The sequence below is a fragment of the Nitratireductor sp. ZSWI3 genome (assembly GCF_024655565.1).
Lineage (GTDB): Bacteria > Pseudomonadota > Alphaproteobacteria > Rhizobiales > Rhizobiaceae > Nitratireductor.
Genome location: NZ_JANKOF010000056.1, coordinates 1 through 15536 on the forward strand (window position 1 = coordinate 1; position 15536 = coordinate 15536).

Here is a 15536-nt window from a genome sequence, read left to right on the forward strand (position 1 = left end):
CGCCACCCCGGCCGGGGTGGCGCATTCCGGCAAGGCCGGAGGCTTACGCCGCTTCGTAGACGATGCCGTCCGCTTCGGCCGAGCCGATCACCGACCAGACCGTGGCGTGCGCGGCCGAGTTGTTGCGGAACCAGTGCCTGCGGCCGGCCGGCGTCTTGACCAGATCGCGCGGCCCGAGCTCGACCTCCACCGTCTCACCATTGTCCTCCCAGCCGACGGTCAGCGAGCCCTCGAGCACCAGGTAAGCGTCCTCCACGTCGCGGACGATCGGCTTGATGCCGACCCGCGAGGGAATGCCGAGCATCTCCTTGCGGCAGGTGTCGTGCTCGATGCCGCCCTCGCCCACATAGACCTTGCGGGTGAAGCCGGCCCTTTCCCAGATCGTCGGCAGCTCGTTGTGGCGCACCACATACTGGGCCATCAGCTTCTGCAGCGGGTGGCTGCCGTTGCGATCGAAGGGCAGCGTCTTGCCGGGTGCGGCGCCGAAGCTGCGCGCCAATTCCGCCGGGTGCTCCTTCGGATGATAGTGATAGACCGGCGGTAGCGGCTTGCCGACATCGACCGAGATCGACATCAGCACCGGCGTCACACCGTCATTGCGGAAGCCGTGGCCGATTTCGCGAGCATTGAGGATCATGTCCTTGGCGCCGAGCTTGACCTCGACCACCTCGCCGTCCTTCTCCCAGCCGACCACCAGCACACCGTCGATGATGAGGAAGCTCTCCTCGATCTCATGGCTGTGGCAGGCGGCGTATTTGCCGGGCTCCTTGTGGATCAGGCTGAGGGTGAAATGGTCCGGCTTCAGCGTCGTCGTGTCGCCGACCTTGGGCGAGCCGCCGGCGCCGATATAGCGCATCTGGGCGCGCGCCAGGTCGTCGAAGCCGGCATTGGACGGGAAGGCGTTCCAGTCGAACGACTTGTCGGTGAAGCGGCCGGTATGGGCGGCAAGGTCCTGCGCCAGGGCGGAGGTGGCAGTGGCGGTGGTGTGGATCGTCATGGGGTTTCCTTTCTCCTCGGTTGCGCAAGGCTAGATCGCGAGTGTTTTACCTGCTAGACAGTGTTTTATGGATAAAACAGAGATCCGTTCCCGGACGCCTCAGCCGGACGACAAATATCTGGTCCCCGGCCTGATACGGGGGTTGCAGGTGCTGCAGGCCTTCACCCCGGAAAGCCGGGAGATGACCCTGTCGGAGATCGCCCGCCGCCTCGGCACGACGCGCTCGGCCGCCTTCCGCACGGTCTACACCCTCGCCCATCAAGGCTATCTCCTGCACGACCCGCAGACCGCGCGCTACACGCTCGGTCCCGCCGTGCTGCGGCTCGGCTACGGCTATCTCGCCACGCGCGAGTTGGTCGAGATCGCCCTGCCGGAACTGGAGAAGCTGCGCGATGCCACCGACTGGTCGGCGCATCTTGGCGTGCGCGACGGGCGCTTCGTGCTCTACATGCTGCGCGTGCCGAGCCACATGGGGCTCGCCAGCATCGTCCATGTCGGCAGCCGCCTGCCCGCCGCCGGGACGACGATGGGGCGCGTCCTGCTTGCCGATCTTGGCGAAGACGACCTGGTGCGGCTCTACAGGGACGAGACCTACCAGAACGCGCCGGGGCAGACGCCGCGCAGCCTGACCGAGCTCCTCGCCCAGTGGCGGCGCGACCGTCGGTCGGATGCCGTGGTGCAGATCGGCAATTTCGAAATGGGCATCGCCAGCATCGCAGCCCCGGTCCGCGACATCGAGGGCACCGTCGTCGCCGCGATCAACCTCACCCGCCCCGCCACCGGCGACGGGCGGGACGGCATCGAGCCCGGCGTGCGGCAAGCGGTGCTGGACGCCGCCGCCGCCATCACCCGCCTGCTCGGCGGCCTGCCGGAGCGGCCTGCCGGCGCGTAGGCAGCGTCCCGGCGGCGGCACTGCAGACGGCCGAAAGCGCTTCCCCTTGCAACGCCGGCGGATTTCCGTTTAGTATTTATTGAACAATGGGTTCAAATTTGAACAGGGAGTATGGCGCGTGGAACTGACGAGGCGAAGCCTGATGCTGGGTGCAATGGGGAACGCGGCCGTGCTGTCTTTCCCGGTCAAGGGACGGGCGCAGACCGCTTTCAACTTCATCACACCCTTCACCTTTTCCCTGGCCTTCGCACCGGTCATCTACGCGGATGCCGCCGGCTACTATGCGGAGGAAGGCCTGGAGATGAACCTGCAGGCCGGCAAGGGCGCCGCCCTCGCCGCGCAGATGACGATCGCCGGGCAGATGGATTCCGGCCGCACCGGCGGCACCAACTACATCGTCTCGCGCGTCAACAACAACGCGCCGCTCATCTCGATCGCCACCATCGCCCAGATGTCGCCCTTCTACGTCCTCTCCTCGAAGAACAATCCGGTGGAGACAATCGCCGATCTCGAGGGACGCACCGTCGGCATGGCGACCCTTGGCGGCTCCATGGAAGGCACGCTCGACCTGATGATGACCGGGGCGGGCGCCTCGCCGGAGAAGGTCGAGAAGGTCAAGGTGGCGGATTCGGCCTCCTCCTTCGCCCTGATCGAGGCGGGCCGCGCCGGCGCCTTCCTCGGCAACACCTCCTCCATGGTGATGGCGAGTTCGGCGCGCGACGATGTGGCCGTGATGCCGATCGACGACGGCATGCCCGGCCAGGTCTATGTCGCACGCCCCGACCAGATCGCCGAGAATCCTGACAAGTTCGTCGCGTTCCTGCGCGCCACCCATCGCGCCGCCAAGGAGATCGTCACCGCCGAGGACCTGCTGCCGATTCTGCGGACGATCGGCGAAAAGCACGACGTCTCCGGACTCAAGAACACCGACACCGCGCAGAAGGACCTGCGTGCCAACGCGCAGAACTGGGCCTCCAAGGGCGAAGAGAACATCCTGCGCAACGTGCCGGAGGTGTGGGAGCGCGCCGTCGGCCTGCTCGCCGGCGCTAAGCTGATCGACAAGGCCGTTCCGGCAACGGATCTCTACACCAACGACCTCATCGACCGGGCCGCCAAAGCATGAGGATGGACCATGAGGCCGACATCCGCCTGGCGGGTGTCGGCAAGACTTTCGGCCACGGCGAAAACGCCGTCCGCGCCATCGGCGATGCCACGCTCGACATGCAGCGCGGCGACTTCATCTCGCTGCTCGGCCCCTCGGGCTGCGGCAAGACCACGCTGCTGCGCATCATCGCCGGGCTCGAACGGCCGAGCGAGGGCGAGATCCTGGTGCGCGGTCGCGCCGTCTGGGACGGCGCGAAGCGCTCGACCGAGGCGACCCGTCCGGTCTCCATGATGTTTCAGGAAGCACGCCTCTTCCCCTGGTTCACGGTGGCGGAGAACGTCGCCCTGCCGCTGCGCCTGCGCGGCGTCAAAAAGGCCGAGCGTGAAGCGCGGGCCCACGCGCTGTGCGAGACGGTCGGTCTCAAGGGTTTCGAGAAGATGCGCCCGTCGGCGCTTTCGGGGGGCATGCGCCAGCGCGCCTCGCTCGCCCGGGCGCTCATCACCGAGCCGCAGGTGCTGCTCCTCGACGAGCCCTTCGGCGCGCTCGACGCGATGACCCGCGACACGCTCAACCTCGAACTGATGTCGGTGTGTGCGCAGGCCCGCGTGACCACCATCCTCGTCACCCACTCCATCACCGAGGCGGCGTTCCTGTCGGACCGCGTCGTGGTGCTGGCGGCGCGGCCGGCGCGCATCACCGAGGTCGTCGAAATGCCCTTCGAGCGCCCGCGCACGCTCGACCTGCAGCGAAAGCCCGCGTTCCAGGACATCCTCGTGCGCCTGCGTTCCAGCCTGACCGGAGGCCACTGATGCACACTGACCGCTTCTTCCGCATCGCCCTGCCGACCGCCACGGTGATCGCCTTCCTCCTCGTGTGGACGCTCTATGTGCGGACCGCCGAGGTCTCCGCCTTCATCCTGCCGACACCGCTGCAGATCGTCACCGCCTTCATCGGCCTGCTCGGCGACGCCGGGGTCTGGCGCCACGCGCTCGTCACCGTCACCGAAGCCGTCTCCGGCTTCCTGATCGCAGTCCTCCTCGGCATCTGCCTCGGCATGGCCATGGCGCGCGTCCGGATGCTTGAATGGGCCTTCAAGCCCTTCATCGTCTGCCTGCAGCTGATCCCCAAGATCGCGCTCGCACCGCTGTTCATCCTGTGGTTCGGCTTCGGGCTCGAATCGAAGATCGTCATCGCCGCCGCCCTCGCCTTCTTCCCGGTCTTCTCCAACGCGCTTGTCGCCTTCCGCTCGGTGGAGCCCGGAGACCGGGACGTCTTCACCATGCTGCAGGCCAACCCCGTGCAGCGCTTCGTCATGCTCGATCTGCCGACGGCGCTGCCCGTGGTGCTCGCCGGCATGGAGGTCGCCGTCGTCATGTCGATGATCGGCGCCATCGTCGGCGAGTTCATCGGCGGCAATGAAGGGCTCGGCTATCTGGCCGTCGCCATGCTGCAGGAACTGCAGGTGCCGGGCCTCTTCGCCGTGATCGTGCTTTTGACGCTGATCGGCCTGACGCTCTACACACTCATCGCACAGTTGCGCGGCTGGCTGACGCCCTGGCACGCCTCCGCGGCGAGGGGCCGATCAGAAGCATGAAGCGCGCCGCCACGACGATCATTGCGACGTCGGCATCAGCATCGACGATCCGCTTCGCGTGCATTCGTCGATTCCGCCACACCTGCCATACGACGTCCGGCATAGGCGGCGCGATTTACGGCCCAACCGTTCCGGCTGCTGTAGGGGGCATAGTCGCCGACCGCGCCGAGCAGGGCGCCCATCACCGCAGCCCCTTCCTGGGACCGCCTGGCTTGTGCGCAGGAGTCCTCCGCCATGGCCACGGTCTTTCGCTGGGCGTAGCGGGTCGCAGCTTTTCCGCTTGAAGCGGACACGTTGCTGCCCGAGCCGTCCGATGTCGAGCTGCAGGCAGCGACAGAGAGACCGAGCATAGCAACAAGGATGAGCTTCATAATATTCCCCCAAGGTCAGAAAGACGATCCTCGCGACCGCCTATTCACGTTGGGGTTCATCACAGCCATTGCTGTGAGTCTATTCATACAGATGTACTAATACTTTTATTGTTTTCCGCGACATTTATTAGAAACCCTTCCGGGATCCTGTTCGACATAAGGTTATCACCCATGTCTCCGGGCCGTAAATTGAGCGGATGGCGATCCCGGCAGGATTCGAACCTGCGACCATCGGCTTAGAAGGCCGGTGCTCTATCCAGCTGAGCTACGGGACCGTACGCCGCGCCGGGCGCACCTTTCAGTGCGTCCAGGGTATTTTGCGGTCATAGCGGAAATTATCCGCGTAGGAAACCTGACGCCGCTTCGCCTTGTTGGGCTCCTCGATGCGGAACGCCAGCCCGTTCTTCTCGGCATAGGCGACCGCCTCTTCTTTCGTCGCGAAGGTAAGCCGGACCTGGCTCTTCATGTCCGAGGACGAAGTGTAGCCCATCAGCGGGTCGATCTTGCGCGGGGTTTCCGGCTCGAATTCCAGAATCCAGTACCCCGTCTTGGCGGTGCCGGACTGCATGGCGGTCTTGGCAGGGCTGAAGATGCGCGCAGACACTTGTGATCCCTCGTTCCTTGCGGCGTTGCCGACGCCCAAAGGCGTCAATCAGGCACACCGAGCTGCAAATCCGCAACCGGTGGGCAGACAGGCTGGTCGGAGCGGCAGGATTCGAACCTGCGACCCTCTGGTCCCAAACCAGATGCGCTACCAGGCTGCGCTACGCTCCGGACGAGCGAACCCGTATAATTTCCAAGGGTTCGGTGCAAGAGCGAATTTGGAGAATTCGCGCCGAAGTGGAACAATCCGTGCTCGGTGGCCTGGAATGGTCGAAAGTCCGGCGGAAGATTCTGTACGCGACGGCTCATGCGCGTTGCCGCGACGCCCGGTTGCGGCAAGCGCTCACTCCTGCCCGCCGCGGCGCTTGTCGGCCTCCTTGCTCGTCTCGGCCCGGTTGCGGCCCAGGGTCTTGGCGCTGTACAGCGCGCCGTCCGCCTCGTGCAGGAGCGCATCCAGGTCGATGAGGCCGTCGCCCGAGCACGCCAGCCCGACACTGATCGTGATGTCGAGCGGCTTGCCGCGGCGCGTCGTCACGGGCGCCTCGGCCACCACTTGGCGAATGCGTTCGGCAATGGCGAGCGCCTGCGACCTCGTGCAGTCGGGGAGCAGTATCGCAAATTCCTCCCCTCCGATGCGGCCGATGACGTCGAGCGGGCGCAGACACGCGGCGGCGCGCCCGGCAACCGCTGCAATGACCGCATCGCCCGCCGCATGCCCGTAGCCGTCGTTGATCGCCTTGAAGTGGTCGATGTCGATCATCAGCAACGCGACCGGCGCACCCTGATCCCGAACGTCCTTGAGCCGGATCTCGGCCGCGTCGCGAAAGGCCATTCTGTTGAACAGGCCCGAGAGCTGGTCATGGGCCGCCAGGTGCCTCAGGCGATAGAGAAGCTCGGCCTGCCTGGTCATCACGCTCGCCAGCATGATCGGGGCCAGGGCGATCAGGCTCATGCCCAGCCGGATGGAGATCAAATCCCGTTCATTGGCGAGATCGATCGTGTCGGGCAGATAGCCGGCCGACAGCGCCAGCAGCGTCCAGAAGCTGAAGATCAGCGTCAAAAGAGCGGTGACGAAGCGCGGGTAGATGAGCGCCCCCCACAGCAGCGCGGGGACGGGAAAGGCGACGGCGCCCGGCCCGCCGATCGTCACGGCGGCGAGGCAGGACAACGCGAGCGCCACGGCCGGCGCGGCATAGCGCACGGGCCTGGCCGGCCAATGCCGGAACCGCGACAGCGGCAGGGAGGCCGTCAGGACCACGGGCAATATCGCCACATAGTTGGCGAACTCCGTCACGAACCAGAAGGTCCAGCCGCCCATGGCCGAACCGCCGAACAGGAGCGGATTGGCGACCGCCCCGACCAATCCCGCCAGGAACGAGCCGGCGGCGATCGCCAGCACCAGCACCAATGTGGAATCGGGGGTGCGAAGCTGGATCGCCCGGATCGGGACCCGATGGAGCACGAAATAGGCGCCGGCGATGCCGGCCAGATTGGCGCCGCTCAGAAGGAGCGCCTTGAAGACCGTGGAGCCGGTCAGGAAATCGGCGGCCAGGAAGCCCGCCGTTCCGGCCACCCAGACCCAGGGGCTCACCGGCCGAGGCATGCGCAGAAGCAAGCCCAGCATGACGGCGTTCGCCGGCCACACGGTCGCCAGGAAGTCCACCGGCCGGGTGTAGATGCCGAACAGGCAGGCGAAGAACACGGCGATCCCGACCAGGCCGGCGCCGCGCAGGCCGCCGCCGATCGTGAAAGCCTCCGTCCTCGTCCCGTCGAACACGCGCCCCAGGAAGGTCACCCGCCCCATCTCCCCATCCAGAGGCGGGATGATACCAGCAGTTGCTCGACAGAGCGTTAAAACCGGCCCAGCACCCCGATCTGCCCAGTTCGGCGGGCGCGGATGGTTAACCGGGCGATACAGATTTGCTTAAAATCTGAAGCGCATCCTTGCGGCATGACAACCCTCGTCCGCATGCTCACGACCGTGCTCCGCGCCGCCATTCTGCTGTCGCCGGCCGCAATGGCCGTGGCGGCCTTCCTGTACCTGATCCACCGCGCCGACGAGGCGGGCACGGCCCGGCGCGTCGACTACACCAGCACCGCCTCGGTTGACGACGGCGTTCGGCCATGACTTCATCACCGGCGCAAGGAACCGGATCGGATCGGTGATCCTGACCGCGATCTCGACCCGCAAAGGCCGATAGGACGGAACGGAAATGGACGCTCCCTTACCGCTGCCCGACCAGGGCGTGCACATCCGGATCATCCTGGGCGTCGTCATGGGCCTGAGCATCGCGCGCCTGCTCAACGGGCTGGCACGCTTCGTCCAGCATCCGAACAAGAACCACATATATTCCGTTCATCTCGGCTGGGTGGTGTTCCTCTTCCTCGCGGTGGTCCACTTCTGGTGGTTCGAATTCGGCCTGCTGCGGATCAACCGCTGGACATTCGAGCTCTACGTCTTCGTCATCCTCTACGCGGCGCTGTTCTTCTTCATCTGCGCACTGCTGTTTCCGGATCAGATGCAGGAATATTCCGGCTACGAGGACTATTTCCACTCGCGGCAGAAATGGTTCTACGGCCTGCTGGCGACGCTGCATGCCACCGACGTGCTGGACACGCTTGCCAAGGGGCAGGACCATTTCAGGGAGCTCAGTCCCGAATATCCCATCCGGCAGGCCGTGATGATCGCCCTGTCGATCATCGCCATGTTCGTGACCAGCAGGCGCTTCCACCTGGGCTTCGTGAGCCTCGCCCTGCTCGTTCAGATCATCTGGATCGTGCAGTATTTTCAGGTGCTATCTTGAGACCGTCCGGCGACGGCACGAAAGGGATGCTTTCCGCGTAAAAAAAGCCCCGCAGCCTTTCGACCGCGGGGAAATATAGCAGAGACGTTGGGGTGTCTCTTGCCGGTATCCGACCGGCGCGGTCAACACTAAACTGTGCTTCCGCCAAAGTCGCCCAAAAAAATGCCTACAAAATGGCGATCATGACTTTCCCGGCACGGCCCTGATCCAAAAAGTCTCACCTTCCTGCCTTCCTTGGCGTCAACAATACAGGGACCGATCCATCGCCATAGGTCCGGTTTTGCTCAAAAGATGCCCATCCATCAGCGGAATCCGTGTCGATCCTTGAGATGCCAAGTAGAAGATGGCGGCTTTTCCACGTCGATGGCGTGGAATTCTCCATAATGCTGCATACCAACCTCGACACCCGTCATCCGCCTGCGCCCGTGCCGAGAGCACCAATTCTCACGATGCGTCACATTCCGTGATTGGCGCGCGATCCCGAATCACAGGACGCTCGAAATGCGGCGGACCTGAGAGGGAACGCTGGGCCGGTGCGGAAGGCCTATGGCCCATGCGCCGGCCGGTCGGTTGGTCCGGTTCCCACCAACCGGCCTGCTGGCGGAGTTTTGAGCTGGGGCTCACTCATGCAGGACTGCCACCGTTCCTCCCGGCAATCCTACTCCGCCAGCGCCTGCCGCCCTCCCTGTTCGGACCGGCGCAGGATCGGTCCCGCCAGCCGAAGAACGGGCTTTCTTCGCTGTCGGCTCTTCCAAGATCCGCCGCCTCGTCCTATCCCGAGTCCATCGACCCGATTCTCCGAGAGCGATCCATGAACCGAACCGCTTCCGCATTCCTGCTCGTCGTGGCGCTGACAGGCGTTTTGTGCGCCCTCGGCTTCGCGCTGCAGATCAAAGGCTACGGTTTCGGAAGCCTCGGCGTCGCGCGCCTCGACGCGCTTGCCGACGCGGCCACCTTCATTCCGCTCGCCGCGATCTACGCCTTCGCCGCCGCCCTGGTCGCGATCCTGCCCATCCGGGCGGCGGGCTTCGTCCACGCCAACGGCGCGGCGCCGATCTATTCGGCCTCGCTCGTGCTGCTTGCCAGCGTCGTCGGTGTCCAGGCGACCCGCTTCGCATTCGGCGACCGCAGCGCGCTGTGGGCGCTGATCGACTGGCGGTTCGTGTTCGCAGCGGCGATCGTCGCCGCCCATCTGTCGCTCGACACGCTGCGCCGCAACGTCCTGCTTCGCACCCTTTCGCTGATCGGCTTCGTGGCCGCCGCCCTCGCCTGCCTCTACTGGACGTTCCGGTTCTGACGCATCGGCCGACCGTCGCTTCCTCGGAACCGCCACACTCCTCGACCGTTGATCATCAGCGGGCGGGCAGCTTGAGAGAGCGAAAGGTGACGCCATGATCAAGTCAATCGCCGTCGCCGGCCTGCTCGGGGCCGCAACCCTGTTGCTTTCGGGCTGCGTCTACGAGGAGGGCTACGCACACGGCCCCTATTATGACGGCGTCTATGCGGGCGGCGTCCTCTACAGCCGCGATCGCTACCACGACCGGGATTACCGCCACCGCGAGTGGCGGCGCCACAGGCACAGGGATGCGGATCGATACGGGCGGCACATCAGCCGCGACGCCGCGGCATTCGAAAGACGCCTGCGCGCCCGCGGCCACAGGTTCAGGATCATCCCGACCGCCCCCGACGACCGTCATTAGAGCGCCGCGCGTCCTTTTGGACGCAAAAATGACGCCTGTTTTCCGTATTTATGCGAACGTCAGGTGAAGCGGGCCGACCCGCCCGGCGGGACGGTCCGTCGCGCCTCGCATCCCGCCCGGAAAACGATTCAAATTCTAGTCTTATCTTACTGATTTCCCAAATCTTTCCTTCATCAGAATCGTTGATCGTTTGTTAGGCAAACGGGGCTGACGACGCAACGAGGAAGACGGGAATTGCAACCGCGGTATGAGCTTATAGTCGATCCGACAGAGCTGTGGACCGTTTGGGACAACGAGCTGAATCAACCGGCGACCATAGGGTTCACCGTGGTCGCCGGACTCAGCAAATCGGAAGCGCGAGATGCCTGCTTTGTCTTGAACGAGGTCGAGAAGAGGCGCCGTTCCGGGCAGTCGCGCCGTTCGGCCAAATCGTGACCGGCGGGCCGGCATTGCATCGGCCGGATTTGACCCCATATGCCCGAATGACGCACCCTGCGGCCGGATACGGAGGAGACGGGCACATGAAACGCGGCATCATCGGGCTATCGGCGGCCGTCGGGCTGGCGGGACTGTCTCTGTCGGGCTGCGTCAACCACGCGGCATCGCCCGAATACAATGGCAGCTACTTCATCTGGCAGGCGCAGAACACGCAAACGCGGAACCACTACCCGTCGCGCGACTACAGCCCTCCCAACAAATAGATGCTCCCGATGCCGGGCGCGCACCAACGCTCCGCTCCGGCGAACACCATTCATTTGATCGCCCGCTTGTGGTATGTTTATTCTCTGTAAATTCAGAGAGATCCGACCATGGGTGAAGGTTGGTTTGCCAGGCCCGTTCCCATCTCGGTGGGCATTGCGGGCGACATCAGATACGTGTCGAGCGCGCGACAGGCGGTCGGCATGCTGAGCGGAAGCTGGCGCGAGACGGGCAGCGCCAAGCATCAGGCTGCGCTGCTCGCCTGCCAGCGCGCCATGAGCGGCGAGATGCCGACGGAAAGCGCCAGAAGCGCCTTTGTCGATGCGGCCTCGGAAGCCAGGGTCCTGTTCGAATAGGATTGCCGGCCGCGCCCGGCGCAGTGCTCAGGCGCCCTCGCCCGCCTCCATGGCGCCGACCACCTCGGCGGCCAGCGCACGGGTGATGCGGCTCTTGCGCTCCAGCGCGGCGCGGTCGAGCCGCTCGACCGCCCGCATGGCGCTCGACAGCGAGCGCTCGATGCGGCGCACCAGATACTGAACCACATGCGGCTCCACATCGACCTGCCGGTCGGCGAAAAGCTTGGTGATGACGCCGGCAAGCAGCATGTCGTCAGGCTCGTCGATCTCGACGGTGGCCGCCGCCTTCAGCCGCGACAGGAGATCGGGCAGCCGGACGCCCCAGGCGCCCGGAAAGCGGCGCGCCGTCAAGAGCATGGGCTGGCCGGCGGCGCGTGCCGCATTGATCAGATGGAACAGGCCGTTCTCGTCGAGCCGTCCGGCATCGGCCCCGTCGATCAGGATGGGACGGCTGCCGGCGGCGGCGATCTCCTCGGCGCCGATCGATGCCGGCGAGATCTCGTCCGCGCCCGCCGTCTCGCGCCAGATCGCCGCCAGATGCGACTTGCCGGAGCCGGCGGGGCCGGCAAGAATCACCACCGGCGCCGGCCACGCCGGCCAGTTCTCGATCAGGGCGACGGCGCGCGCATTGGCCTGCGTGACGACGAGGTCGTCGCGCGAGAGCGCTTCCTTGTGGGAAAGGTCGAGCGGCAGTTGGCGCGGCATCGGACGGGCCTCAGTCGCCCGGCGCCCGGCCGGGAGCATCGGCGCCGGCCTCGTGCCCCGCATAGAGCGGCGAGGCAAGATAGCGGCCGAGCGCGAAGCGCACGAGGACGGCGACGGCGGCAGCGGCCGGAACGGCGATCAGGAGGCCGACGAAACCGAACAGGTAGCCGAAGGCGAACAGCGCGAACATCAGCCAGACCGGATGCAGGCCGACGCTTTTTCCCACCAGCTTCGGCTGCAGGATGTTGCCTTCCAGGAACTGGCCGGAGAAGAAGATGCCGGCCACCACCAGCACCCACCACCATTCGGGCCAGAACTGCACCACGGCGATGCCGATCGACAGGCCGAAGCCGACCAGCGAACCGACGTAGGGGATGAAGCTGATGAGCCCGGCGAAGAGGCCGATCAGAAGGCCGAAATTGAGCCCCACCAGCGACAGGCCGACGGCATAGAAGACGCCGAGGACCAGGCACAGCGTGCCCTGCCCGCGCACGAAGCCGGCGGTCGCCACGTTGATGTCGCGGGCGATCTGGCGCACCGTCTCCACGTGATCGCGCGGCACCCAGCTGTCGACCTTTTCGACCATGCGGTCCCAGTCGAGCAGCATGTAGAAGGCGACGACCGGCGTGACGACGAACAGGCTGGCGAGGTTGACCAGCGCCATGCCGGAGCTCCACACGGACTTGAACAGCGTGGCGAGGAAGCCCGTTCCCTGTGCCAGGATCGAGCTCAGATTGTCGCGTGCGGCCTGCGTTTCGCCGTTGAGCAGGTTGTCGAACCATGCCGGCTCCAGCTCCAGGAGCAGTGCCTGCAGGCGCGCCAGATAATCCGGCAGGCGGCTGGCGAAATCGGCAAGCTGCTTGCCCAGCACCGGCACGACGATGACGAAGGCGAGCGTCAGCATCACCAGAAAGGCGATGAGGATCACCACGGTCGCCGCGGTGCGTGACAGGCCGAGCCGCTCCAGCCGGTCGGCCACCGGGTCGAGGAAATAGGCAAGCACCAGGCCCGCCAGGAAAGGCAGCAGGATCGAGCTGAACACGTAGAGGAACAAGATCAGGCCGCCGAGCGCCAGCCCCCAGAAGAGGAGTTGACGGCCGAGCGGGCGTCCGGAACTGCCGGCTGCCACGGCTCCGCTTTCCACCTCCGTCTCAGCGTCCTTCAAGGTCACTTTCGGCATATCCACCCATGTGCTTGATCCACGAAACGAGATAGGCAGCCCCGGAAGCGACGGTCAAGAGGCCGGTGGCGACGATCAACGCAAGACGCACCGAACCGGAGCTGTAGGCGAAGGCGAGCTCGGCAAGCACCAGAAGGGCAAGCAGGATCTGCGCCAGCGTGTTGGCCTTCGACACGAACAGGGGCTTCATGGCCACCGGATGGCCCATCACGTTGGCCAGCAGCACGCCGCCGACGATCAGCGCATCGCGCGAGACGACGGCGATGACCAGCCAAAGGGGCAGCTCGGCCATGTAGCCCAGCACGACGAACACGCTGACCAAGAGCAGCTTGTCGGCAATCGGGTCGAGATAGGCGCCAAGCTCGGTGCGCTGGTCGAACTGGCGCGCGATGAAGCCGTCGACGCCGTCGGAGATGCCGGCCACCAGGAAGCCGGTGAAGGCCCAGCCGGTCTGCCCCGTCAGCAGCGCGAAGACGACAGCCGGCACGAGCAGGAAGCGAAGCAGGGTGATGATGTTCGGGATCGTCAATCGAAATCTCCAGTCCTGGCCCGCCGTGCCGTCCTTGCAGCGCCGGCACGTTCAGGCACACTCTTATCGCAGGCTTTGACAGATTGTGGGAGTGCGGCTTTGTTTCAATAGGCCGGTATGGCGGCATGTGCCGCCTTGCAGAGGACGCGCCTTCATGTCAGAAGCCGGAAAAACGGCGGCGAGAACACCATGGCTCAGGAACCAAAGAACGGCCTCACCTATGCCGATGCGGGCGTCGATATCGACGCCGGCAGCCGCATGGTCGACAAGATCAAGCCCATGGTGCGGGCGACGCGCCGGCCGGGTGCCGACAGCGAGATCGGCGGTTTCGGCGGATTGTTCGACCTCAAGGCGGCGGGCTTTTCCGATCCGATCCTCGTTGCCGCCAACGACGGCGTCGGCACCAAGCTGAAGATCGCCATCGAGGCGGACAAGCACGACACGGTCGGCATCGACCTCGTGGCCATGTGCGTCAACGATCTGGTGGTGCAGGGCGCCGAGCCGCTCTTCTTCCTCGACTATTTCGCCACCGGCAAGCTCGATCCCGACCAGGGGGCGGCGATCGTCTCGGGCATCGCCGAGGGCTGCCGGCAAGCGGGCTGCGCGCTGATCGGCGGCGAGACGGCCGAGATGCCGGGCATGTATCACGGCGATGACTACGACCTGGCCGGCTTCGCCGTGGGTGCCGCCGAGCGCGACCGCCTGCTGCCCACGGGCGACATAGCCGAGGGCGACGTGATCCTCGGACTTGCCTCCTCCGGCGTCCACTCCAACGGCTTCTCGCTGGTTCGGCGCATCGTCGAGCTGGCCGGCCTGTCGTGGAGCGACCGGGCGCCGTTCGCCCGCGACCGCACGCTGGGCGCGGCCTTTCTCGAGCCGACCCGCATCTATGTGAAGCCGCTTCTTTCGACGCTCAAGGTCGCCTGGGGCATCAAGGCGCTGGCCCACATTACCGGCGGCGGCTTTCCCGAAAACATTCCGCGCGTGCTGCCCGACCATCTGGCCGTCGAGATCGATCTCGACGCCATCGACGTGCCGCCGGTCTTCTCCTGGCTCGCCGCGACGGGCGGCGTCGCTGAATCGGAGATGCTGTCGACCTTCAACTGCGGCATCGGCATGATCGTCGTCGTGGCCTCCGGCGAGGCGGCGCAGATCGCCGCCCTTCTGCACCAGGCGGGTGAGACGGTGACCATGCTCGGCCGGACGGTGCCGCGCCGCGCCAGCGGCGTGACCTACCGCGGAAAGCTCGATCTATGACCAAATCGGCCCGCAAGCGTGTCGTCGTGCTGATTTCCGGACGCGGCTCGAACATGGCCTCGCTGATCGCCGCGGCGATCGACCCGGCCTTTCCGGCCGAGATCGTCGGCGTCATCTCCAACCGGGCCGATGCGCGCGGGCTTGAAATCGCAGCGACGCACAGCATCCCCACGAAAGTGGTGTCGGCGCGCGACTATGACGGGCGCGCGGCGCATGACGCGGCGATCCACGAGGCGCTGACCCAGATGAAGGCGGAGATCGTCTGCCTGGCCGGCTACATGCGCCTGCTGACGCCGGATTTCGTGCAGAAATGGATGGGGCGGATGATCAACATCCACCCTGCCCTCTTGCCCAACTTCCGCGGCCTCGACACGCATGCGCGGGCGCTCGCCACGGGCGTGCGCGTCCATGGCTGCACCGTGCATTTCGTCACCCCGGAGATGGATGACGGGCCGATCATCGCCCAGGCCGCCGTGCCGGTGCTGATCGGCGACAGCGAAGAGACGCTCGGCCAGCGCGTGCTCAGGATGGAGCACCGCCTCTATCCCCTGTCGCTGCGGCTCCTGGCCGAGGGGCGCGTGCGCATGTCGGGCGGCGTCGCCGTGTTCTCCAACGTCGCCGACGAGACGGGCGAGACGGCCATCGTGTCGCCCGGTGAGCGGCGCCGCCGCTGAACCGCGGCTCAGAGCGGGATGAGGAAAAGTGTGAAGCGGTTTTCCGCCCGCATCCCGCTCTGATTTTTGG

General features: G+C 65.7%; 19 protein-coding genes and 2 tRNA genes. 12 read left to right on the forward strand and 9 right to left on the reverse strand.

The features are described from left to right. Positions 1 to 43 precede the first annotated feature (43 nt). Positions 44 to 997: a cupin domain-containing protein gene (locus NUU27_RS16325; RefSeq protein ID WP_257763205.1), complete on the reverse strand. Its 954-nt coding sequence runs from the start codon at positions 995 to 997 to the stop codon at positions 44 to 46. Between the two features lie 67 nt (positions 998 to 1064). Between NUU27_RS16325 and NUU27_RS16330 the strand changes: the two genes are divergently transcribed. The 4 genes from NUU27_RS16330 to NUU27_RS16345 all read left to right on the forward strand — a co-directional run bounded on the left by NUU27_RS16330 (position 1065) and on the right by NUU27_RS16345 (position 4588). After that, positions 1065 to 1889, forward strand: a complete 825-nt coding sequence (locus NUU27_RS16330) for an IclR family transcriptional regulator (RefSeq protein WP_257763206.1) — start codon at positions 1065 to 1067, stop codon at positions 1887 to 1889. Between the two features lie 118 nt (positions 1890 to 2007). After that, entirely contained in the window at positions 2008 to 3012 is a 1005-nt protein-coding gene (locus NUU27_RS16335; RefSeq protein WP_257763207.1) for an ABC transporter substrate-binding protein, read from the forward strand. Next, positions 3009 to 3803: an ABC transporter ATP-binding protein gene (locus tag NUU27_RS16340; RefSeq protein WP_257763208.1), complete on the forward strand. Its 795-nt coding sequence runs from the start codon at positions 3009 to 3011 to the stop codon at positions 3801 to 3803. The genes NUU27_RS16335 and NUU27_RS16340 overlap by 4 nt, the downstream gene beginning before the upstream one ends. Then, positions 3803 to 4588 carry an ABC transporter permease gene (locus tag NUU27_RS16345; RefSeq protein WP_257763209.1) on the forward strand — a complete coding sequence of 262 codons (786 nt, stop codon included), beginning with the start codon at positions 3803 to 3805 and terminating at the stop codon, positions 4586 to 4588. Before NUU27_RS16340 ends, NUU27_RS16345 begins: the two co-directional genes overlap by 1 nt. 35 nt (positions 4589 to 4623) lie before the next feature. Here the strand turns inward: NUU27_RS16345 and NUU27_RS16350 are convergent, their stop codons facing one another. The 5 genes from NUU27_RS16350 to NUU27_RS16370 all read right to left on the reverse strand — a co-directional run bounded on the left by NUU27_RS16350 (position 4624) and on the right by NUU27_RS16370 (position 7366). Then, on the reverse strand, positions 4624 to 4959 hold the full coding sequence (locus tag NUU27_RS16350; RefSeq protein WP_257763210.1) for a hypothetical protein: 336 nt from the start codon (positions 4957 to 4959) through the stop codon (positions 4624 to 4626). A gap of 198 nt (positions 4960 to 5157) precedes the next feature. Beyond that, positions 5158 to 5234 (reverse strand) — tRNA-Arg (locus NUU27_RS16355). Between the two features lie 23 nt (positions 5235 to 5257). Then, positions 5258 to 5563, reverse strand: a complete 306-nt coding sequence (locus NUU27_RS16360; RefSeq protein ID WP_257763211.1) for an ETC complex I subunit — start codon at positions 5561 to 5563, stop codon at positions 5258 to 5260. A 93-nt stretch (positions 5564 to 5656) separates the two neighbouring features. Further along, positions 5657 to 5733 (reverse strand) — tRNA-Pro (locus NUU27_RS16365). A gap of 172 nt (positions 5734 to 5905) precedes the next feature. Then, positions 5906 to 7366 carry a sensor domain-containing diguanylate cyclase gene (locus tag NUU27_RS16370; RefSeq protein WP_257763212.1) on the reverse strand — a complete coding sequence of 487 codons (1461 nt, stop codon included), beginning with the start codon at positions 7364 to 7366 and terminating at the stop codon, positions 5906 to 5908. 147 nt (positions 7367 to 7513) lie between these two features. Here NUU27_RS16370 and NUU27_RS16375 point away from each other — a divergent pair, with 147 nt between their 5' ends. The 6 genes from NUU27_RS16375 to NUU27_RS16400 all read left to right on the forward strand — a co-directional run bounded on the left by NUU27_RS16375 (position 7514) and on the right by NUU27_RS16400 (position 11121). Next, the gene (locus NUU27_RS16375; protein WP_257763213.1) at positions 7514 to 7690 is read left to right on the forward strand and encodes a hypothetical protein; all 177 of its coding nucleotides are present in this window, start codon (positions 7514 to 7516) and stop codon (positions 7688 to 7690) included. 85 nt (positions 7691 to 7775) lie between these two features. Next, positions 7776 to 8366, forward strand: coding sequence for a hypothetical protein (locus NUU27_RS16380; protein WP_257763214.1), 591 nt, complete (start codon positions 7776 to 7778; stop codon positions 8364 to 8366). A gap of 811 nt (positions 8367 to 9177) precedes the next feature. Continuing rightward, positions 9178 to 9663 (forward strand): hypothetical protein, encoded by a 486-nt coding sequence (locus NUU27_RS16385; RefSeq protein ID WP_257763215.1) that lies wholly within the window; start codon positions 9178 to 9180, stop codon positions 9661 to 9663. Between the two features lie 94 nt (positions 9664 to 9757). Further along, entirely contained in the window at positions 9758 to 10066 is a 309-nt protein-coding gene (locus NUU27_RS16390; protein WP_257763216.1) for a hypothetical protein, read from the forward strand. 521 nt (positions 10067 to 10587) lie between these two features. Continuing rightward, the gene (locus NUU27_RS16395; protein WP_257763217.1) at positions 10588 to 10767 is read left to right on the forward strand and encodes a hypothetical protein; all 180 of its coding nucleotides are present in this window, start codon (positions 10588 to 10590) and stop codon (positions 10765 to 10767) included. Between the two features lie 108 nt (positions 10768 to 10875). Further along, positions 10876 to 11121, forward strand: a complete 246-nt coding sequence (locus NUU27_RS16400; protein WP_257763218.1) for a DUF982 domain-containing protein — start codon at positions 10876 to 10878, stop codon at positions 11119 to 11121. Between the two features lie 27 nt (positions 11122 to 11148). On the opposite strand, the gene hdaA is transcribed toward NUU27_RS16400, so the two are convergent. The 3 genes from hdaA to NUU27_RS16415 are packed head-to-tail and all read right to left on the reverse strand — an operon-like array spanning position 11149 to position 13535. Beyond that, positions 11149 to 11826: a DnaA regulatory inactivator HdaA gene (gene hdaA, locus NUU27_RS16405; protein ID WP_257763219.1), complete on the reverse strand. Its 678-nt coding sequence runs from the start codon at positions 11824 to 11826 to the stop codon at positions 11149 to 11151. A 10-nt stretch (positions 11827 to 11836) separates the two neighbouring features. After that, positions 11837 to 13006, reverse strand: a complete 1170-nt coding sequence (locus NUU27_RS16410) for an AI-2E family transporter (protein ID WP_257763220.1) — start codon at positions 13004 to 13006, stop codon at positions 11837 to 11839. Continuing rightward, positions 12978 to 13535: a CDP-alcohol phosphatidyltransferase family protein gene (locus tag NUU27_RS16415; RefSeq protein WP_257763221.1), complete on the reverse strand. Its 558-nt coding sequence runs from the start codon at positions 13533 to 13535 to the stop codon at positions 12978 to 12980. Before NUU27_RS16415 ends, NUU27_RS16410 begins: the two co-directional genes overlap by 29 nt. 189 nt (positions 13536 to 13724) lie before the next feature. On the opposite strand from NUU27_RS16415, the gene purM reads away from it, so the two are divergent. Further along, positions 13725 to 14792 carry a phosphoribosylformylglycinamidine cyclo-ligase gene (purM, locus tag NUU27_RS16420; RefSeq protein ID WP_257763222.1) on the forward strand — a complete coding sequence of 356 codons (1068 nt, stop codon included), beginning with the start codon at positions 13725 to 13727 and terminating at the stop codon, positions 14790 to 14792. Continuing rightward, positions 14789 to 15466 (forward strand): phosphoribosylglycinamide formyltransferase, encoded by a 678-nt coding sequence (purN, locus tag NUU27_RS16425; RefSeq protein WP_257763223.1) that lies wholly within the window; start codon positions 14789 to 14791, stop codon positions 15464 to 15466. The genes purM and purN overlap by 4 nt, the downstream gene beginning before the upstream one ends. The last annotated feature ends 70 nt before the right edge of the window (positions 15467 to 15536 follow it).